Annotated in this window: 11 protein-coding genes; 6 read left to right on the forward strand and 5 right to left on the reverse strand. The window is 69.6% G+C overall.

The genetic code is table 11. From position 1 onward, the window contains the following. Positions 1–49 precede the first annotated feature (49 nt). The 5 genes from IDM45_RS01855 to trxA form a co-directional block, all read right to left on the reverse strand. Positions 50–1,702 (reverse strand): hypothetical protein, encoded by a 1,653-nt coding sequence (locus tag IDM45_RS01855; RefSeq protein ID WP_233457459.1) that lies wholly within the window; start codon positions 1,700–1,702, stop codon positions 50–52. Positions 1,703–1,936: 234 nt separating this feature from the next. Further along, entirely contained in the window at positions 1,937–2,197 is a 261-nt protein-coding gene (locus IDM45_RS01860; RefSeq protein ID WP_209421394.1) for a type B 50S ribosomal protein L31, read from the reverse strand. A gap of 147 nt (positions 2,198–2,344) precedes the next feature. After that, on the reverse strand, positions 2,345–3,799 hold the full coding sequence (locus IDM45_RS01865; RefSeq protein ID WP_209421395.1) for an EAL and HDOD domain-containing protein: 1,455 nt from the start codon (positions 3,797–3,799) through the stop codon (positions 2,345–2,347). 58 nt (positions 3,800–3,857) lie between these two features. Continuing rightward, entirely contained in the window at positions 3,858–5,120 is a 1,263-nt protein-coding gene (rho, locus tag IDM45_RS01870; RefSeq protein WP_209421396.1) for a transcription termination factor Rho, read from the reverse strand. Positions 5,121–5,374: 254 nt separating this feature from the next. Continuing rightward, positions 5,375–5,707 carry a thioredoxin TrxA gene (gene trxA, locus IDM45_RS01875; RefSeq protein ID WP_209421397.1) on the reverse strand — a complete coding sequence of 111 codons (333 nt, stop codon included), beginning with the start codon at positions 5,705–5,707 and terminating at the stop codon, positions 5,375–5,377. Between the two features lie 114 nt (positions 5,708–5,821). On the opposite strand from trxA, the gene IDM45_RS01880 reads away from it, so the two are divergent. The 6 genes from IDM45_RS01880 to IDM45_RS01905 all read left to right on the forward strand — a co-directional run bounded on the left by IDM45_RS01880 (position 5,822) and on the right by IDM45_RS01905 (position 17,043). Then, on the forward strand, positions 5,822–8,386 hold the full coding sequence (locus IDM45_RS01880) for a PD-(D/E)XK nuclease family protein (RefSeq protein ID WP_209421398.1): 2,565 nt from the start codon (positions 5,822–5,824) through the stop codon (positions 8,384–8,386). Continuing rightward, entirely contained in the window at positions 8,383–11,787 is a 3,405-nt protein-coding gene (locus IDM45_RS01885; RefSeq protein ID WP_209421399.1) for a UvrD-helicase domain-containing protein, read from the forward strand. Before IDM45_RS01880 ends, IDM45_RS01885 begins: the two co-directional genes overlap by 4 nt. 139 nt (positions 11,788–11,926) lie before the next feature. Beyond that, positions 11,927–13,354: a TIGR03862 family flavoprotein gene (locus tag IDM45_RS01890; RefSeq protein WP_209421400.1), complete on the forward strand. Its 1,428-nt coding sequence runs from the start codon at positions 11,927–11,929 to the stop codon at positions 13,352–13,354. Positions 13,355–13,461: 107 nt separating this feature from the next. Beyond that, positions 13,462–15,450 (forward strand): TonB-dependent receptor plug domain-containing protein, encoded by a 1,989-nt coding sequence (locus IDM45_RS01895; RefSeq protein WP_209421401.1) that lies wholly within the window; start codon positions 13,462–13,464, stop codon positions 15,448–15,450. Next, positions 15,431–15,976: a DUF2478 domain-containing protein gene (locus IDM45_RS01900; RefSeq protein WP_232653591.1), complete on the forward strand. Its 546-nt coding sequence runs from the start codon at positions 15,431–15,433 to the stop codon at positions 15,974–15,976. The genes IDM45_RS01895 and IDM45_RS01900 overlap by 20 nt, the downstream gene beginning before the upstream one ends. Continuing rightward, a complete protein-coding gene (locus tag IDM45_RS01905) occupies positions 15,973–17,043 on the forward strand; it encodes an ABC transporter substrate-binding protein (protein ID WP_209421402.1) in 1,071 nt (356 codons plus the stop codon). The genes IDM45_RS01900 and IDM45_RS01905 overlap by 4 nt, the downstream gene beginning before the upstream one ends. Positions 17,044–17,067 lie beyond the last annotated feature (24 nt).

Below are 17,067 nucleotides of genomic sequence, written 5' to 3' on the forward strand. Positions count from 1 at the left end.
CGGGCGTCGCTTGCACCAGCTGCGGCAGTCAAGCCGACGATTTTACTGTTTACGGCAGTGCCGGCTGCACCACGCGGCGCAGCACCAGCAATCGGTCGTTGCGCTCGGTTGGGCGGCTGACGCTGGCCATCAGCTGCCAGCGCTGCGGATCGGGGCGCGGGCGGGCTGAGGCATCGGCCACCAGCCAGTCGCATGAGGCGTGCTGCCCGGCGTCGGCCATGCCCAGCCCGCCGTGGTATTGCAGGGCGGCGATCTGCGCGCGGCTCAGGCCGTGGCCAGCGACGCAGCCGGGCTGCTTGCCCAGCACGGCAGTGATGCCGGCAATCTGCGGTGCAAAGCTGCGGCCATAGTCCAGCAGCGGCAGCCACAGCGTCATGACCAGCAGCCAGCCCAGCGTGGCCCCTGACGCCGGCAGCACCAGGCTCTTCCACAGCGCCGAGCGATGCCGTCCGGTGCGCCAGCGCACCAGCGCTGCCCAGGCCAGGGTGGCGGCCAGGGCCACGGCAAAGGGCAGGGCGGAAAACTCCGCCACGTAGCCCGGTGCCAGGCGTGCAACGTTGGCCGCCGGCTTGGCCGGCACGCCGGTCTGCACGGCCAGCCAGACCACCCACACGGCAATGGCACCGATGCTGAAGAACAGCAGGGTGAACCAGTCGATCAGAGCAGCCAGGCTGCGCTGCAGGGTGGGCAGGGCAAAGGCTGCCAGCGTGGCCAGGGCCGGCAGGCCCAGCAGCAGGGCGCGGTCGGATGGCTCCGTGGCCAGGGTGGCGGCAATCGCCACCAGGGCAAACCACAGCGGCAGCCACAGGTGCCGGTGCCACTGCCGGCTGGCGATCTGCTGGCGCCAGCGCCAGCAAGTCCACAGTGCCAGCGGCCAGGCGGGCCAGGTGAACCAGGCGAGCAGGCGCAGCAGGCTGTCCCAATCCTTCATGTCCTGCCAGTCCAGAATGCGCCAACGCCACAGGTCGAGGGCAGCAGCCAGCAGCGCTGCCGCAAGCGCCAGGGCCACCAGCATGGCTGCGCCGGCAGCGCGCTGGCGCTGGCTGCCCGGCTGGGCCTGCCAGGCCAGCCAGGCGCTGCCCAGGCCCAGCAGCAAGGCGATGGCCGGGGCGCCGCTGAGCACCAGGCCGGCCATGCCGGCGGCGCCGGCCAGCGCGCTCCAGCCCAGGCGCTGGGGCACCAGCGCAGCAGCCGTGAACACCAGGGTGCTGCAGGTCAGTTGCGTGAGGTAGCTGGTGGTTTCGTGCGAATACTGCATCAGCCCCAGGCAGGCGATGAGTGCCAGCAGCGCGCTGTCGGCCATGGTGCGCGCATAGGCCGCAGGTTCGGCCTCGCCGCCGAAGGCAAAGGCCACGGGTTGGGCGCCCGGGCAACGGGCCAGGTGCTGCACGGCGTGCCAGGTAGCGACCAATGTCAGCGCCAGCAGGGCCATGAAAGGCAGGCGTGCGGCCAGGGCTGCCGGCAGCCAGCCATCGAGCGCCTGGATGGCCCAGGCGCCCAGCCAGTAGGGCAGCAGGCCGTCGGTCTCGGGTGGCAGGCCCAGCAGCAGCGGGGCGCTCCAGTCGGTGCGGCCCAGGGCCAGCTCACGCATGTAGCCGAAGGCGGTGATGTCCTCGCCGCGCCAGGGATCACGGCCCAGGTAGCCGGCCACCACATAGGCCAGGCACAGCAGCAGCAGCGCCCAGCGCGGCAGCGGGCGCATGGCGTTTTGGGCAACGATGGCAGGGGATGGACGGTTCACACAGGAAGGGGCTGGCAGGGACAAGCAGGGCTGGGGATGGGCGAAAGCCCGGGCCATCGAGGATGGCCAGTGGCGCCGGCACCGCTGCCCGGCAAGTGCTGCGGCGTAAAAAAAGGCAGCGCGGAGGGCCGGGCTGCCTTGTTCGTGCGCTGCTGACGTCCTGCGCCAGCGTGCTTTGCGTATCCAGCGGCTGAATTACTTGGCGGCTGCCGCGCTCTTGCCGAAGCGGTTGCGGAAGCGCTCTACACGACCGCCCATGTTGTCCACGGATTTCTGCGTGCCGGTGTAGAAGGGGTGCGATTCGGACGAGGTGTCCAGCTTGAACAGCGGATATTCCTTGCCCTCGAAGGTCTCGGTTTCCTTCGTGTTCACGCACGAGCGGGTCACGAATTTGAAGCCGTTGGACAGATCCACGAAGAGCACTTCGCGGTAGTTGGGGTGGATGCCTTCTTTCATGGTGTGCCTTGCGCAGTCAGATACGGCAGCCGTGCAGGATGGGAGACAACCTCTGCCTCGCCAGGACATCCCGCATACTTGCCGCGTGAAAAAGCTTGCCATTATATCCCACGGCCCCGTTGCTCTTTCAGCGGTGCCGCAAGGCTGTCACGGCTGACTCGATGACAGGGTGTCGAAAGCCTGGCCCAGCGCCGTGATGCCGTATTGCAGCACCAGGACGGCGTCGACGCCGCAGGCCTGGGACAGCTGCTCCAACTGCTCGCTGGCGTGGCTTTCGTTGGCCCGCGCCAGATTCAGCACATCGCGATAGATGCCGGGCTGGCCTAGCAGCGCCTGATGCACCGGCTCGGGCAGCCGGGTTTCCTGCAGCAGCGTGGGCAGGGGCTGGCCCGTCAGCAGGTCGAGCATGGAAAACAGGCCCAGGATGAACAGCTCGTCGCCGTTGTCCGGTACGCGCCCCTTGCCGGCCAGGCCCTCCAGGAAGAAGGCGCGCGTGAGTGCCTGCTCGGTCAGCAGCCGCTCGCGAAAGCCGCTTTGGCGGATGTCGAACAGCAGTAGCGACAGCCAGCGAAAGCAGCGCTCGCGCCCGAGCAGCTGCAGCGCCGTGTCGATGGTCAGCACCGGGTTGGGCAGGCCAATGGCGGGCGAGTTCAGGTAGCGCAGCAGCTTGAAGGTCATCACCGGGTCAGTGGTGATTTGCTGGGCGATGTTCTTCAGCTCTTCATCGCTGCGCAGCTGGTTGAGCAACTTCAGCGTCAGCACCCGGTTGGTCTCGCTCCTGGGTGGGTGCCAGTTCTCCCGGCTGGTGACGAAATCGCCCAGGAAGTGGCCGAAACCCATGCGAAAGCACAGGTCGAATTCCTCATGGACGTACAGCTCGGCAGCCATCAGCTGCAGCTTGCCCTTGCCGGACGGGCGCTGCTGTTGCAGATCGCGTAGCAGGGTCTTGATCTGCAGCCCATCCATGCCGCCGGTCAGTATCTGCACGTGGTCGCCCTGGGCGGCCAGCGCCAGCAGCGCGGGGTGCTCGTCCAGCCCCTTGGTGCCCACCACCCAGCCGATGGCAAAGCCGGCCTCGCGAAGTCCCCGCAGCCGTGGCTCAAGAGTCTCGGGCTGTAGCGGCTGGCGTCCTGGCTTGAGCATCAGCACCGTGCCCTGTGTCGGCAGCCGCTGCAGCAGCGGGTTGTCCAGCGACACTGGCGACAGCCCGACGAAGGCCAGGCGATGCCCCAGCAGGCTGTGGATGCCCAGGGTGGTCAGATTGCGCAGCAGCAGGTCGTCATAGACCTTGAGCTGCAAGTCCTGCTTGCCCTGCAGGCGCGATTGAAGGTTGTCCTGCAGATTGAAGGTATATCCGGCAATGCGCTCCTCGCGGTCGAGCACCGGCTCGCGGCGCACGAAGGTGGCGCTGATCAGCGCCTCTGTGCCTTGTCTGGCAGCCCGGATGGGCAGGTCGCTGGGAGCGGGCGGCGCGCCTTTCAAGGGGGCAATACGCTCCAGTGCCTCGAACTGTTGGCGGCTTTGCGCCTCGGGCGAAGGCGGGGCAGTCGGAGAATCGTCCGGGCGCGAGCGGCCCAGCAGGCGGCGCAGTGAATCAAGCATGTGCGTCGGGGGTGACCGGGCAGCTGGACGCTGCCTTGGCGGTGTGGGCCGATTCTAGTCAGCCGCCCCGGCGCATCGCCTCGAAGAATTCGACGTTGTTCTTCGTCTCCTTCATCTTCTTGATCATGAGCTCCATGGACTCGATCTCGTCCATGTTGTACATGAACTGGCGCAGGATGCGTGTCTTTTGCAGGATCTCGGGCGCCAGCAGCAACTCCTCTCGGCGCGTGCCGCTCTTGTTGAGCTCGATGGCTGGGAAGACGCGCTTTTCATAGAGGCGCCGGCTCAGGTGGATCTCGCTGTTGCCCGTGCCCTTGAACTCCTCGAAGATGACCTCGTCCATGCGGCTGCCGGTATCCACCAGCGCCGTGGCGATGATGGTCAGCGAGCCGCCTTCCTCGACATTGCGCGCCGCGCCGAAGAAGCGCTTGGGCCGCTGCAGGGCGTTGGAGTCCACGCCGCCCGAGAGCACCTTGCCGCTGGAGGGCACGACGTTGTTGTAGGCGCGCGCCAGGCGGGTGATGGAGTCCAGCAGGATGACCACATCCTTTTTCAGCTCGACCAGGCGCTTGGCGCGCTCGATGACCATCTCGGCCACGTGTACGTGGCGCGCCGCCGGCTCGTCGAAGGTCGAGGCGATGATCTCGCCGCGCACCGAGCGCTGCATCTCGGTCACTTCCTCGGGCCGCTCATCGACCAGCAGCACCATCATGTGGACGTCCGGGTGGTTGGCAGTGATGGAGTGGGCGATGCTTTGCATCATCATGGTCTTGCCGCTCTTGGGCGGGGCGACGATCAGCGCGCGCTGACCGCGCCCGATCGGCGAGACGATGTCGATGATGCGCCCGGTGATGTTCTCCTCGCCCTTGATGTCGCGCTCGAGCTTCATGCGCTCCTTGGGGAACAGCGGGGTCAGGTTCTCGAACATGACCTTGTGCTTGTTCTTCTCGGGCGCATCGCCGTTGACCTTGTCCAGCTTGGTCAGCGCGAAGTAGCGCTCGCCATCCTTGGGGATGCGCACCTCGCCCTCGATCATGTCGCCGGTGTGCAGGTTGAAGCGGCGCACCTGGCTGGGCGAGATGTAGATGTCGTCGGTGGACGCCGTGTAGCTGGTGTCGGGGCTTCGCAGGAAGCCGAAGCCGTCGGGCAGGATCTCCAGAACGCCATCGGCAAAGACCTGCTCGCCGGCCTTGGCGCGCTTCTTGATGATGGCGAACATCAACTCCTGCTTGCGCATACGGCCGCCGTTTTCGATCTCCAGGGCCTCGGCCTGCTTGAGCACTTCAGACACGTGCAGTGCCTTGAGTTCATTAAGGTGCATGAATGGACTCCTGCAGCGGAGTGAAAGAATTCTGGTAGGGGGAATGAGAGGGGGGCTGCGGGCCGTGGGTGCGTGCGTGGGTGGCACGCGAAAGGCAGGGGCCGAGCCGGGATCGGAACATGGCCGCGAAGGTGCTGCGGCAGGCGATCAGCGGGAAATTATGACAGGAAAATTCTGCCGCCCTGCGGATGCACCCTTGCCGCCAAAGCAAAACGGCTGCCCTGGGCAGCCGTTGCAGGAGGGTGATGGGCCGATCAGGCCAGCTGCTGGTCGATGAAGGCGGTGAGCTGGGCCTTGCTCAGGGCGCCGACCTTGGTGGCCACCAACTGGCCGTTCTTGAACAGCATCAGCGTCGGGATGCCGCGGATGCCGAACTTGGCCGGCACCTCGCGGTTGTCGTCCACGTTCATCTTGGCCACCGTCAGGCGGCCCTGGTAGGCGCTGGCGACTTCGTCCAGGATGGGAGCGATCATCCGGCACGGCCCGCACCACTCGGCCCAGTAGTCCACCAGCACCGGTGTGCTGGCCTTGAGCACATCGGCATCGAAGCTGGCGTCGGAGAGTTGTTTGATGAGTTCGCTGGCCATGGTGCGTTCCTTCGTGTCCTTCTTGGTCGAGCGCCTGTGGGGCGCGTTTACAGTCCGGGCATTGTGACAGAAACCCTCCACCCGCACAGTGCCATGGACAGGCTCCAGGACGCTATGACTGTCATAGCGGCAGACGATGATCCGGCCCAGCTTTGGGCCACAGCCTTTGCCTGGCTGCGCACGCGCGCGCAGCGGCAGGCCGTGCCCCTGTCGGCGGCGGTGGTGCTGGTGCCCTATGCCCAGCTCATGGCGCAGGCACGCCGGCACTGGCAGGCGCTGTTTGCGCAGGGCTTCGAGCCGCGCTTCGAAACCACGCGCAACTGGGCCGGGCAGTTCGCCGCGCCGCCCCTGGAGGCCGCCGAGTACACCGGCGAGCGCGCCCGCGACACCCTCGCGGCGCGCGTCCTGCTGGAGGGCGCCGGCCTGGGCGCCCATGCCGAGCTGCTGATCGGCCCGCTGCTGGACATGGCCGGGCAACTCGCCGCCGCCGTGGCTGTCGTCGAGCCGGCGCGCCGTGCCGCATGGGCCGAGCAGGCCCGCGCCCTGCTGCCAGTGGGCGAGGAGGGCAGTCCGCTGCGCCTGGAGGCGACAGCCGCCCGGGTGGCGCTGGAGTGGGTGCTGGCCTCGCGTCACAGCTGCGACGTGCTGTTCACCGCCCCGGCACGCGCCAGCGCCCGGCTGCTGCTGGTCGTCGAAGGCCTGCAGCCCGACCCGCTGGCGCAGGCGCTGCTGGCGCATTGGGGCGACGATGGCTACGCCGTGCCGCTGCGCGAGTCGGCCCCGCTGGCCCCGGCGCGCATCGCGCTGCACGCAGCCGAGGACGCCGAGGCCGAAGCCCAGCGCGCCGCCGCCTGCGTGCTGGCGCATCTGGGGCGGCAGCGCTCGCCGGTGGCGCTGGTGGCCGTCGATCGGGCGCTGACGCGGCGCGTCAGTGCGCTGCTGCAGCAGGCCGGCGTGCCGCTGCAGGACGAGTCCGGCTGGACGCTGTCCACCACCCGCGCCGCCGCCCAGCTCATGGCCTTGCTGCGCGCCGCCGCCTGGGGCGCCAGCAGCGATGAGGTGCTGGACTGGCTCAAGCATTGCCCGGCAGCCGCCCCTGCCGCAGTGCGCGCGCTGGAGCGCTGGCTGCGCCGCCACGGCGCGCACCGCTGGAAGCTGGCTGCGCACGAGCTGGCCGCCCTGGCCGGGCGCCACCCGCTCGAAGCCGCCCTGGCCGCCCAGTGCGAAGACTGGCGCACGCAACTGCACGCCCGCCGCCCGCTGGCCGACTGGCTGGCGGCGCTGCGCGCGCTGCTGCAGGCCACCCTGGCCTGGACGGCGCTGGAGGGCGACCCTGCCGGCGCAGCCGTCCTGTCTGCGCTGCACCTGCTGCCCGGGCTGGACATCGGCCTGCGCGACGCTGCCGGTGCCCAGCAGCGCCTGGATCTGGGCGAATTCACCCGCTGGGCCAGCGATGTGCTGGAGTGCGCACGCCACCGGCCCGAATACCCTGCCGGCGCACCCGTGGTGGTGCTGCCGCTGGCACAGCTGCTGGGCCGGGAGTTTGCCGCCCTGGTCATGCCCGGCTGTGATGAAAAACGCCTGCCTGCCGTGCCCGAGCCGCCTGGCGCCTGGAGCGCTGCCCAGCGCCAGGCCCTGGGTCTGCCCACGCGCGACAGCCTGTTGCAGGCGCAGCGCCTGGCCTGGGGCTGCGCCCTGAAGTCGCCCTGGGTCGATGTGCTGTGGCGCGCCGGCGAAGGGGGCGAGCCGCTGCTGCCCAGCGCGCTGGTGCAGGCGCTGCAGCTCGAAGGCCTGGCCACCGATGGCGCCGACGCCTGCACCCCGCGCGCTGTGGCGCCGACCCCCGTGGTGCGCCCGGCCATCGACGCCAGCGCCCTGCAGCTGCAGCAGCTGTCGTCCTCGGCCTATGACGACCTGCGCCAGTGCCCCTACCGCTTCTTCGTGCGCCGCCTGCTGCGCCTGCAGGACGACGATGAACTCGACGGGCAGGTGGACAAGCGCGACTTCGGCACCTGGCTGCACGCCGTGCTGCAGCACTTCCACGAAGCCCTGGCGCAAGACCCCGGCGCCGATGCCGGCCAGCGTGTCACGCTGATGGACGCTGCCGCCGAACGCGCGCAGCACCAATTGCGCCTGCAGCCGGGCGACTTCCTGCCCTACCGCAGCGGCTGGCCCGAGCTGCGCAAGGGCTATCTGGACTGGCTGGTGCAGCACGAGACGGGCCTGGCCGCGCGCTTCGAGCAGGCCGAGCGGCACGTGCGCCAGCGCCTGCCGGGCCTGGCGGTCGAGCTGGTCGGCAGCCTCGACCGTGTCGATCGGCTGCAGCCGGCGGGCGCTGGCGCGGCCAGCCACTTGCTCATCGACTACAAGACCGAGGGCGCGGACAAGACCAGCGCGCGCGTGCAGCCCGGCAGTGAGGACACGCAGCTGGCCTTCTACGCCGCCCTGATGCCGCCGGGCACGCAGTTGCGCGCGGCCTATGTCAACGTCGGCGAGCGCGGCGCAACCCGGCTGTACGAGCAGGCCGAGGTGCTGGCGCAGCGCGAGCAGCTGCTGCAGGGCATTGCCGACGACCTGCAGCGCATCGCCGGCGGCACGCCGCTGCAGGCGCTGGGTGAGGGTTCAGTCTGCGAATGGTGCAACGCACGCGGCCTGTGCCGCAGGGACTTCTGGACATGACGCAGCCGGCTGCCTCCCCCGCCTCCTACGCCTACGAATGCAACGGTGCCAGCATCGCGCGCGAGGCCTTCTACGCCATCGCCTGCGACCCGCGCCGCAGCGTGGCCGTGGAGGCCTGCGCCGGCGCCGGCAAGACCTGGATGCTGGTCTCGCGCATCCTGCGTGCCCTGCTCGACGGCTGCGCGCCGCATGAAATCCTGGCCATCACCTTCACCAAGAAAGCCGCTGGCGAGATGCGCCAGCGCCTGCAGGAATGGCTGCAGGACTTCGCCCGCCAGACCCCGCAGCGCCTGGAAGCCGAACTGATTGCAAGAGGAATCCCGCCCAAAGCCGCACGGGACAAGCGCGAGCAGCTACAAAATCTATATCGCCAGACGCTCGATGCCGGCAGGCCACTGCAGATCCGCACCTTCCATAGCTGGTTTGCCGCACTGCTGTCGAGCGCACCGCTGTCGGTGCTGGAGCAGCACGGCCTGCCCACGCGCTACGAATTGCTGGAGGACGACGAGGCCGCCATGGCCGAGGTCTGGCGCCCCTTCCTGCACACCGTGGCGCACGACGCGGCGCTGCGCGCCGACTATGAGGCCTGCATCGCCGCGCATGGCCGCCACCAGACGCACAAGGCGCTGGAGGCGGCGCTGAAAAAGCGCGTCGAATTCACCCTGGCCGACCAGGCCGGTGTGGCCGAGGCGTCCATGCCGGCGTTCGGTGTGGCCTTCCCTGCACTGGCCGGCCTGTCCGCGCCGTGCCAGGCGCTGCATGGCGAGGCCGCCAGCACCCGCTGGCACGCCCGGGCCAGGGCGCTTGGCGCAGAAAAGAACAAGACCCCGCAAAAAGCCGCCCAGGGCGTGGTCGAAGCCTTCTTGCTGGACGATCTGGAGCAGCGCCTGGCCAAGCTGCGCAAGGCGTTCCTCGTGGCCAACGCAGACCGTCTCACGGCGCATCTGCAGAGCTATCCGCTGGCGCAGGAGGCCGAAGCCGAGTTGCAGCAGCTGTGCGCCGCGCAGCGCCAGCACGCCGCCTGGCTGCACCAGCAGCGCATGATCCGCCTGACGCGCTGCCTGATCGCCGAGTTCGCCGCCCTCAAGCGCGCGCGCGGCTGGATCGACATGAACGACATCGAGCGCACGGCGCTGGCGCTGCTGTCCGACCCGGTGCTGTCGGGCTGGGTGCAAGAGCGCCTGGATGCGCGCGTGCGCCACCTGCTGATCGACGAATTCCAGGACACCAACCCGCTGCAGTGGCAGGCGCTGCACGCCTGGCTGTCGGGCTATGCCGGCGCCGGCGGCGGGCAGCACGCGCCCAGCGTGTTCATCGTCGGCGATCCCAAGCAGAGCATCTACCGCTTCCGCCGCGCCGAGCCGCAGGTCTTTCGCGCCGCGCAGGCCTTCGTGCAGGATGCCCTGGGCGGCGACCTGCTGGCCTGCGACCACACGCGGCGCAACGCCAGCGGCGTGATCGGCTGCGTCAACCGTGCCATGCAGCAGGCGCAGGACGCCGGGGACTACGGCGGCTTTCGCCCCCATACCACCGAATCGCAGCAGGCCGGCACGCTGCTGCACCTGCCCCCCATAGAGCGCATGGAGCGCGCCGCCAGGGGCCGCCGCGCCGACGGCAGCGATGGCGGCGACAGCAGCGACGACAGCACCGACAGCGCCGCCGCCCGCTGGCGCGACAGCCTGGCCGAGCCCCGGCACGAGGCTGAGGAAACCCTGCTCATGCGCGAATGCGCCCAGGCCGCGCAATGGGTGGCCGCGCAGATCGCTGCCGGCCTGGCGCCGCAGGACATCCTGGTGCTGGCGCGCAAGCACGAGCGCCTGGCGCAGATGCAGCAAGCGCTGCGCGCGCTGCACATTCCCTGCGTGCGCCCTGACAAATCCCAGTTGACCGATGCGCCCGAAGTGCAGGACGTGCTGGCGCTGCTGGATGCACTGGTCTCGCCCGGCCACGACCTGGCGCTGGCGCGCGCGCTCAAATCGCCGCTGTTCGGCGCATCCGACGAGCAGCTGATCCGCATCGAGTTGCAGCGCCGCCAATGGCAGGCGCAGCAAGATGCTGCCGTCCAGGCCGAGCCGCAGGAGGCAGCGCACACCAGCCGGCAAAGCGCCACCAGTGTCCCCGTAAGCTGGTTCGATGTACTTCAAAAAAGTGAGCTATCAGCGCTTGACCTGAAAGGGTTTGGGGCTGATTTGACCTTGTATCAGCAATGGGTGCAGGCCTTGCCCCCGCACGACGCCCTGCAGGCCATCTACGTCCATCGCGACGCACTGGCGCGCTACGCCGCCGCCACGCCGGCCACCCAGCGCGCCAGCGTGCTGGCCCATTTGCGGGCGCTGCTGGCGGCGGCGCTGGACGAGGCGGGCGGGCGCTACCTCACGCCCTACGCCTTCGTGCGCGCCATGCGCAGCGGCGGCCCGCGTGCGCCCGGGCGGGTGGACGACCAGGCCGTGCGCCTGTTGACCGTCCACGGCGCCAAGGGCCTGGAGGCGCAGACCGTGCTGCTGCTGGACACCGACGCCGCCGGCCAGCGTGCCGAGACCATGGGCGTGCTGGTGGACTGGCCGGGCGAGGCGGCCGTGCCGCGCCACTTTGTCTTTCTGGCCAGCGAGACCAGCCCGCCGCCCAGCGTGCGCGCTGTGCTGGAGCGGGAGGTGGCGGCGCGCCGGCGCGAGGAGCTCAACACCCTGTATGTCGCCGTCACGCGCGCCAAAACCTGTCTGGTGCTGTCGTGCGTGCAGGCCAGAACCGATGCGCCGGGCAGCTGGTGGCAGCGCCTGCTGCCCGACCTGCAGCCCGCCGGCCTGCCCGGGGAGGGGGGTGCCGGCAGCCCTGCCGAGGCTGCGGCTATCACATTGCACGTTTTGCCCGAGTACATCGCACAGCCGCAGACGCGCGCCGCGCCGCCGCCGGCCAGCACGCTGCAATCGCGCCAGGGCGAGGCCATGCACCAGCTGCTCGAACAATTGGCCGAACCGGCGGCCCTGGACAGCAGCCCGGCGCGCCTGGTGCGTCTGGTGCGCGACTTCGACATCCCGCTGGAGGCCGCCGAGCGTGCCGCCGCCATGGCACGTGCCATCGTGCAGGGCGAGGGCGCCTGGGCCTGGGATGCAGGCTGCATCGAGCACGCCATGAACGAAGTGCCGCTGACCTGGCAGGGCCAGGGCCTGCGCCTGGATCGCCTGGTGCGCCTGCGCGCACCGCGCCAGGGCGCGCGCTGGTGGGTGCTGGACTACAAGAGCGCCACCGAGCCCGAGCAGCAGGCGCAACTGCTGGCGCAGCTGCACCGCTACCGCCAGGCGCTGAGCGCGCTGCTGCCGGGCGAGGCGGTGCAGGCGGCCTTTCTCACCGGCGATGGCCGGCTGGTGACGCTGGACGGGGCGCGGCAGGTGGAGCTGTTTTGAGGCCTCCCGACAACAATCAGAAATACCGGGCTGGCAGGAGCGTTTGCCTCTGCAGCCCTGCAGCCAGGCAAGACCGCCAAGGTGCCTGGCCAGCGCTGCTGGTCGCCCCAGCCCGACGAGCCAGGCCCGTCCTCGACCCATGACCCACGACCTCACCCCTCTTTCCTCCCCCGCGCCCACCCGCACTTGCACCCTGGCCGTGATCGGCGCCGGCCCCGCCGGCCTGATGGCGGCCGAGGCAGCCATTGCGGCAGGCCTTGCCGATGTCCACGTCTTCGACGCCATGCCGTCCGCCGGGCGCAAGTTCCTGCTGGCTGGCAAGGGCGGGCTGAACCTGACGCACTCCGAGGCGCTGCCGGCCTTTCTGGGCCGCTACGGCGCGCGCGCGCAGGTGCTGGCGCCGCTGTTACAGCATTTCGGCCCGCAGCAGTTGCGCGACTGGGCGCAGGGCCTGGGGGTGGAGACTTTCGTCGGCACCTCCGGGCGCGTCTTTCCGACCGACATGAAGGCCGCGCCGCTGCTGCGCGCCTGGCTGCAGCGCCTGCGCGCTGGCGGCGTGCAATTGCACATGCGCCAGCGCTGGCTGGGCTGGCAGGAGGCGCCAGAGAGCGTGGCAGGTGCGGCACAGGATGCGGCAGGCCTGGACAGCCCCGGCACCGCGCCCCCGCAGGAGCTGCTGTTTGCCACCCCGGCAGGCCCGGTGCGCGTACAGGCGCGCGCCGTGGTGCTGGCCCTGGGCGGGGCCAGCTGGGCGCGGCTGGGCTCGGACGGCGCCTGGGTACCCTGGCTGCACCAGCGCGGCGTGGCCATCGCGCCGCTGCAATCGGCCAATTGCGGCTTCGACGTGCTGGGCGCGCATGGCGGCGCTGGCGAGACGCGGCGCGATTTCCTGCGCGAGCTGCTGGGCCGCCAGGAAGCCCCCCAGCCTGGCTGGTCGGCCTATTTTGCCGAGCGCTTTGCCGGTCAGCCGTTCAAGTCGGTGCGCCTGTCGTTCACCGACAGCCAGGGCCGCAGCTTCGAGCGGCGCGGCGAGTTCGTCGCCACCGCCAGCGGTATCGAGGGCAGCCTGGTCTATGCGGCGTCCAGTCTGCTGCGCGACGAGATCGCCGCGCACGGCCACGCCACGCTGCACCTGGATCTGCTGCCCGACCACACACCCGAGCGCGTGCTGGCCGAGGTGCGCCACCCGCGCGGCGCGCGCAGCCTGCCCAGCCACCTGAAAAGCCGCCTGGGCCTGGGCGGCATCAAGGTGGCGCTGCTGCACGAGGTGCTGGGCCGCGACGGCGTGCAGGACGCCGAGCGGCTGGCGCAGGCCATCAAGGCCCTGCCGCTGACGCTGCTGGCGCCGCGCCCCATCGACGAGAGCATCAGCAGCGCCGGCGGCGTGGCTTTCGAGGCGCTTGATGAGGCGCTGATGCTGCGTGCGCTGCCCGGGGTGTTCGCTGCCGGTGAAATGCTGGACTGGGAGGCGCCCACCGGCGGCTACCTGCTCACCGCCTGCTTCGCCACGGGCCTGGCGGCGGGGCAGGGTGCGGCACGCCGGCTGGGGTGCCGCACCGAGTTATAGTCGCTGCCTTGTGCGATGGCCATGGTGGCTGCCTGCATCGCAAGACAGGCAGCCCATGGTTTTTTTTTCGGCTATCGCTATTCATTTTTTGAATAACGGGGGTGGGCATGGGAAGTGATGTCATACCGGCCTTGCGCCGAGGCCGTGGATGGCGTGGTGCGCAGCCGTTGCTGCTGTGCGCGCTCGGTCTGGCGGCAGGGACTGCACAGGCGGCTGACGGGGTGTTCGAGCTGGGCACGGTGACGGTGACGGGTTCGCCCGTGCCGGCAGCGCCGGCAAGCGAGGCCGCGCTGGGGCAGCAGGAGATCGCGCGCAACAATGCCGACACGGTGTCGGAGGCTGTGCGGCTGCTGCCCGGCGTGAGCCTCTCGCGCGTGGGTGCGCGCAACGAGGAGATGATCTACCTGCGCGGCTTCGATTCGCGCCAGGTGCCGGTCTATGTGGATGGCGTGCCGCTGTACGTGCCCTATGACGGCTATGTCGATTTCAGCCGCTTCACCACCTTCGATCTGGCCGAGATTCGCGTGGCCAAGGCCGATGCCTCGCTGCTGTATGGCCCCAATACGCTGGGTGGTGCGATCAACCTCGTCACGCGCAAGCCGGCGCGCCCGTTCGAGGGTGATGCACGCCTGGGCCTGGGCGCTGGCCAAATGCGCAAGGCGGCAGTCAACCTGGGCGGCAATCAGGGCGCCTGGTACTACCAGCTTGGCACCTCCTACCTGGACGCCGACGGCTTCCCGCTGCCCAAGGGTTTCAAGGACTACAAGCGCCAGCCCACCGACACCGGCAGCCGCCGCGAGAATGCCTATCGCACAGACCAGCGCCTGTCGTTCAAGCTGGGCCTGACACCGAATGCCACCGACGAATATGCGCTGGGCTACGTGCGCCAGGAGGGTGAGAAGGGCAATCCGGTCTATGCCGGCACCTCTGCGCAACGCAACGCCGTGCGCTACTGGCGCTGGCCGTACTGGGACAAGGACAGCGTGTACTTTCTGAGCACCACGCGCATCGGTGCGGACAACGTGCTCAAGACCCGCCTGTACCACGACAGCTACAAAAACGGCCTGGATATCTACGGCGACGCCAGCTACGGCAGCCACGATCCCACCAGCGCCTACCAGGACACCAGCAAGGGGACGACTTTCGAATGGGCCAACTACAGCCTGCGCCGCCACGAGCTGCGTCTGGCTGCGCACTACAAGGTCGATGAGCATGACGACGCCGGCCAGTTCTACCGCGACGTGACCACCTCGCTGGTGGCCGAGGACAGCATCGCCCTGGGCGAGCGCTGGCGCCTGAATCTGGGCGTGAGCCATGAAAAGCGCGATGCCCGGCAGGTGTACTACTGGCCCAAGGGCTCGGCCAACGCCACCAACGGACTGGCCAGGTTGAGCTATGCGCTCACGCCCCAGGGCGATGAGGTGTATGCCGTCATCTCGCACAAGACGCGCTTTCCCACCATCAAGGATCGCTACTCCGCCCGCATGGGCCGCGCCTTGCCCAACCCCGACCTCAAGCCCGAGAGTGCCAACCACTTCGAGCTGGGCGTCAGCGCCCGGCCCTGGGCCGGCGGCACCGGCCAGGCGGCTGTGTTCTACAGCCGTGTGCGCGACCAGATTCAGACCGTGGTGGTGTCCTCCGGCGCCTGCGGCGGCTCCACCTGCGACCAGGCGCAGAACGTGGGCCGCACGCGCAGCCTGGGGCTGGAGCTGTCGCTGGCGCAGCAGTTGGCGGCCCAGTGGAGTGCCAATGCCAGCTACACCTACCTGAGCCGCACCAATCTCAGCGACCGCCGCGTGATGCTGCTCGATACCCCGCGCCATCGCCTGTTTGCTGCCGTCAACTGGCAGGCCAGCGCCCTGTGGGAGCTGCGCGCCACGCTGGAGGCCGAGCAGGGCCGCCGGGTGAGCCTGGATAGTGCCTACCGCCAGCTTGGCGGCTTCGGCACTACCGGCTTCAAGGCGATCTACCGGCCTGCCAAGGGCGTTGCGGTGGATTTCGGTGTGAACAATCTGGCGGACAAATGGTACGAGTTGGCTGACGGCCATCCCATGCCGGGCCGGTTCTGGTATGTCAATGGCTCCTACCGCTTCTGATCTGGCAGCCATCGTCTGCGCCAGCGATCTGGCCGACAGCGATGCGGTCGATGCGCTGGTGCTGGGTTTTTGCCAGGGTCTGCAGCGCGCTGGCTGGCGCGTGGGCGGTCTGGTGCAGCGGCGCCTGCCGGCTCCGGGCGGCGGCAAGCCGCTGCTGGAGCTGCAAGATGTGCGCACAGGCCAGCTCTGGCCCATCTCGCAAAGGCTGGGGACCCTCTCGCGTGCCTGCAGCCTGGACACTTGTGCCCTCGCCCAGGCCAGCGGCGTGCTGCGCCAGGCGCTGGCCGATGGGGTGCAGTTGGCGGTGACCAATCGCTTCGGCGAGCTGGAGGCCGCAGGCGGCGGCTTTGCCGCCGAGCTTGCGGCTCTGGCGGGTGCGGGCATTCCCGTGCTGACGGTGACCGGTCGCAAGCATGTCCAGGCCTGGCGCTGCTTCACGGGCGGCCTGGGCGCTGAATTGCCGGCGCAGCCGGCAGCTCTGCACGCCTGGTTCACGCAGGCTGCGGGGCGCGGGGTGCCTGCATGACGCGCCCTGGGCTGCACCACCGGCGCCGCTTGCTGCTGCAGTTGCCGCTGGCGCTGGCTGCTGCGCAGGTGCCGGCGCGCGCCCAGGTGCCTGGCGCCCAGGAGGTGGTTGTCGCGCGCTTTGGCGTGCAGCCCGCACCTGAGCGGGTACGCAAGGTGTTTGCTGCAGGCCCGCCTGCCGGCGTGCTGGTGGCGGCGCTGGCGCCCGGCAAGCTGGTCGGCTGGCCGCTCACGCTCGGCGACGAGGCGCGTGCCTTGCTGGGCCCGCAGCTGCGCGCACTGGCGCACAGCGGGCGCCTGTCCGGGCGCGGCAGCACGGTGCCGCTCGAAGCGCTGTTGCAACTGCAGCCCGATCTGGTGCTGGACGCAGGCACGGCGGACGCCACTTATGTCTCTGGCGTGCGCCGCGTGAGCGAGCAGACCGGCCTGCCCACGGTGCTGATCCAGGGCCGCATCGCCGACCATGCCGCCCAATTGCGCGAGGTAGGGCGCCTGCTGGGCGTGGCCGAGCGCGGCGCGCTATTGGCCGCCGAGGCCGATGCAGCCATTGCTCTGGCTGCGCGGATACGTGCCAGCGTGCCGCCTGCCCAGCGTCCGCGTGTGTACTACGGGCGTGGCACGGATGGGCTGGAGACGGGGCTGTCCGGCTCCATCAACGTGGAGCTGCTGGACTTTTGCGCGGGCCGCAATGTGGCAGCCCAGGCCGGCCAGGGTTCACTCGTGCGTGCGTCGCTGGAGCAGCTCCTGCTGTGGAACCCCGAGGTCATCGTCACGCAGGATGCGGCCTTCGCACGCCGTGTGCGCGCTGACCCGCTGTGGCGCGGCATCGCTGCCGTGCGTGCGCAGCGTGTGCATTGCGCGCCTGCGCTGCCCTTTGGCTGGCTCGATGGGCCGCCTGGCGTGAACCGCCTGATCGGTGTGCGCTGGCTGCTGGAGCGGCTGCACCCGGGACACCCGGTGCTGCGTGCGCAGGCGCCGTTGCCCGAGGCCGTGCGGCGCTTCTACCAGTTGTTCTATGGCGCCAGCCTGGCGCCCCAGGAGCTGCAGGGGCTGCTTGATGAAATATGAGTCAAATCAGGCTCAAAGGCTTGC

This window comes from Melaminivora jejuensis, from assembly GCF_017811175.1.
In the GTDB taxonomy this organism is placed as follows: domain Bacteria; phylum Pseudomonadota; class Gammaproteobacteria; order Burkholderiales; family Burkholderiaceae_C; genus Melaminivora; species Melaminivora jejuensis.

What these genes read in the sequence shown, in the direction of transcription:
- IDM45_RS01855 (WP_233457459.1), bottom strand. Translation starts at nt 1,702, where the DNA reads ATGCGCCCGCTGCCGCGCTGGGCGCTGCTGCTGCTGTGCCTGGCCTAT.
- IDM45_RS01860 (WP_209421394.1), bottom strand. Translation starts at nt 2,197, where the DNA reads ATGAAAGAAGGCATCCACCCCAACTACCGCGAAGTGCTCTTCGTGGAT.
- IDM45_RS01865 (WP_209421395.1), bottom strand. Translation starts at nt 3,799, where the DNA reads ATGCTTGATTCACTGCGCCGCCTGCTGGGCCGCTCGCGCCCGGACGAT.
- rho (WP_209421396.1), bottom strand. Translation starts at nt 5,120, where the DNA reads ATGCACCTTAATGAACTCAAGGCACTGCACGTGTCTGAAGTGCTCAAG.
- trxA (WP_209421397.1), bottom strand. Translation starts at nt 5,707, where the DNA reads ATGGCCAGCGAACTCATCAAACAACTCTCCGACGCCAGCTTCGATGCC.
- IDM45_RS01880 (WP_209421398.1), top strand. Translation starts at nt 5,822, where the DNA reads ATGACTGTCATAGCGGCAGACGATGATCCGGCCCAGCTTTGGGCCACA.
- IDM45_RS01885 (WP_209421399.1), top strand. Translation starts at nt 8,383, where the DNA reads ATGACGCAGCCGGCTGCCTCCCCCGCCTCCTACGCCTACGAATGCAAC.
- IDM45_RS01890 (WP_209421400.1), top strand. Translation starts at nt 11,927, where the DNA reads ATGACCCACGACCTCACCCCTCTTTCCTCCCCCGCGCCCACCCGCACT.
- IDM45_RS01895 (WP_209421401.1), top strand. Translation starts at nt 13,462, where the DNA reads ATGGGAAGTGATGTCATACCGGCCTTGCGCCGAGGCCGTGGATGGCGT.
- IDM45_RS01900 (WP_232653591.1), top strand. Translation starts at nt 15,431, where the DNA reads ATGGCTCCTACCGCTTCTGATCTGGCAGCCATCGTCTGCGCCAGCGAT.
- IDM45_RS01905 (WP_209421402.1), top strand. Translation starts at nt 15,973, where the DNA reads ATGACGCGCCCTGGGCTGCACCACCGGCGCCGCTTGCTGCTGCAGTTG.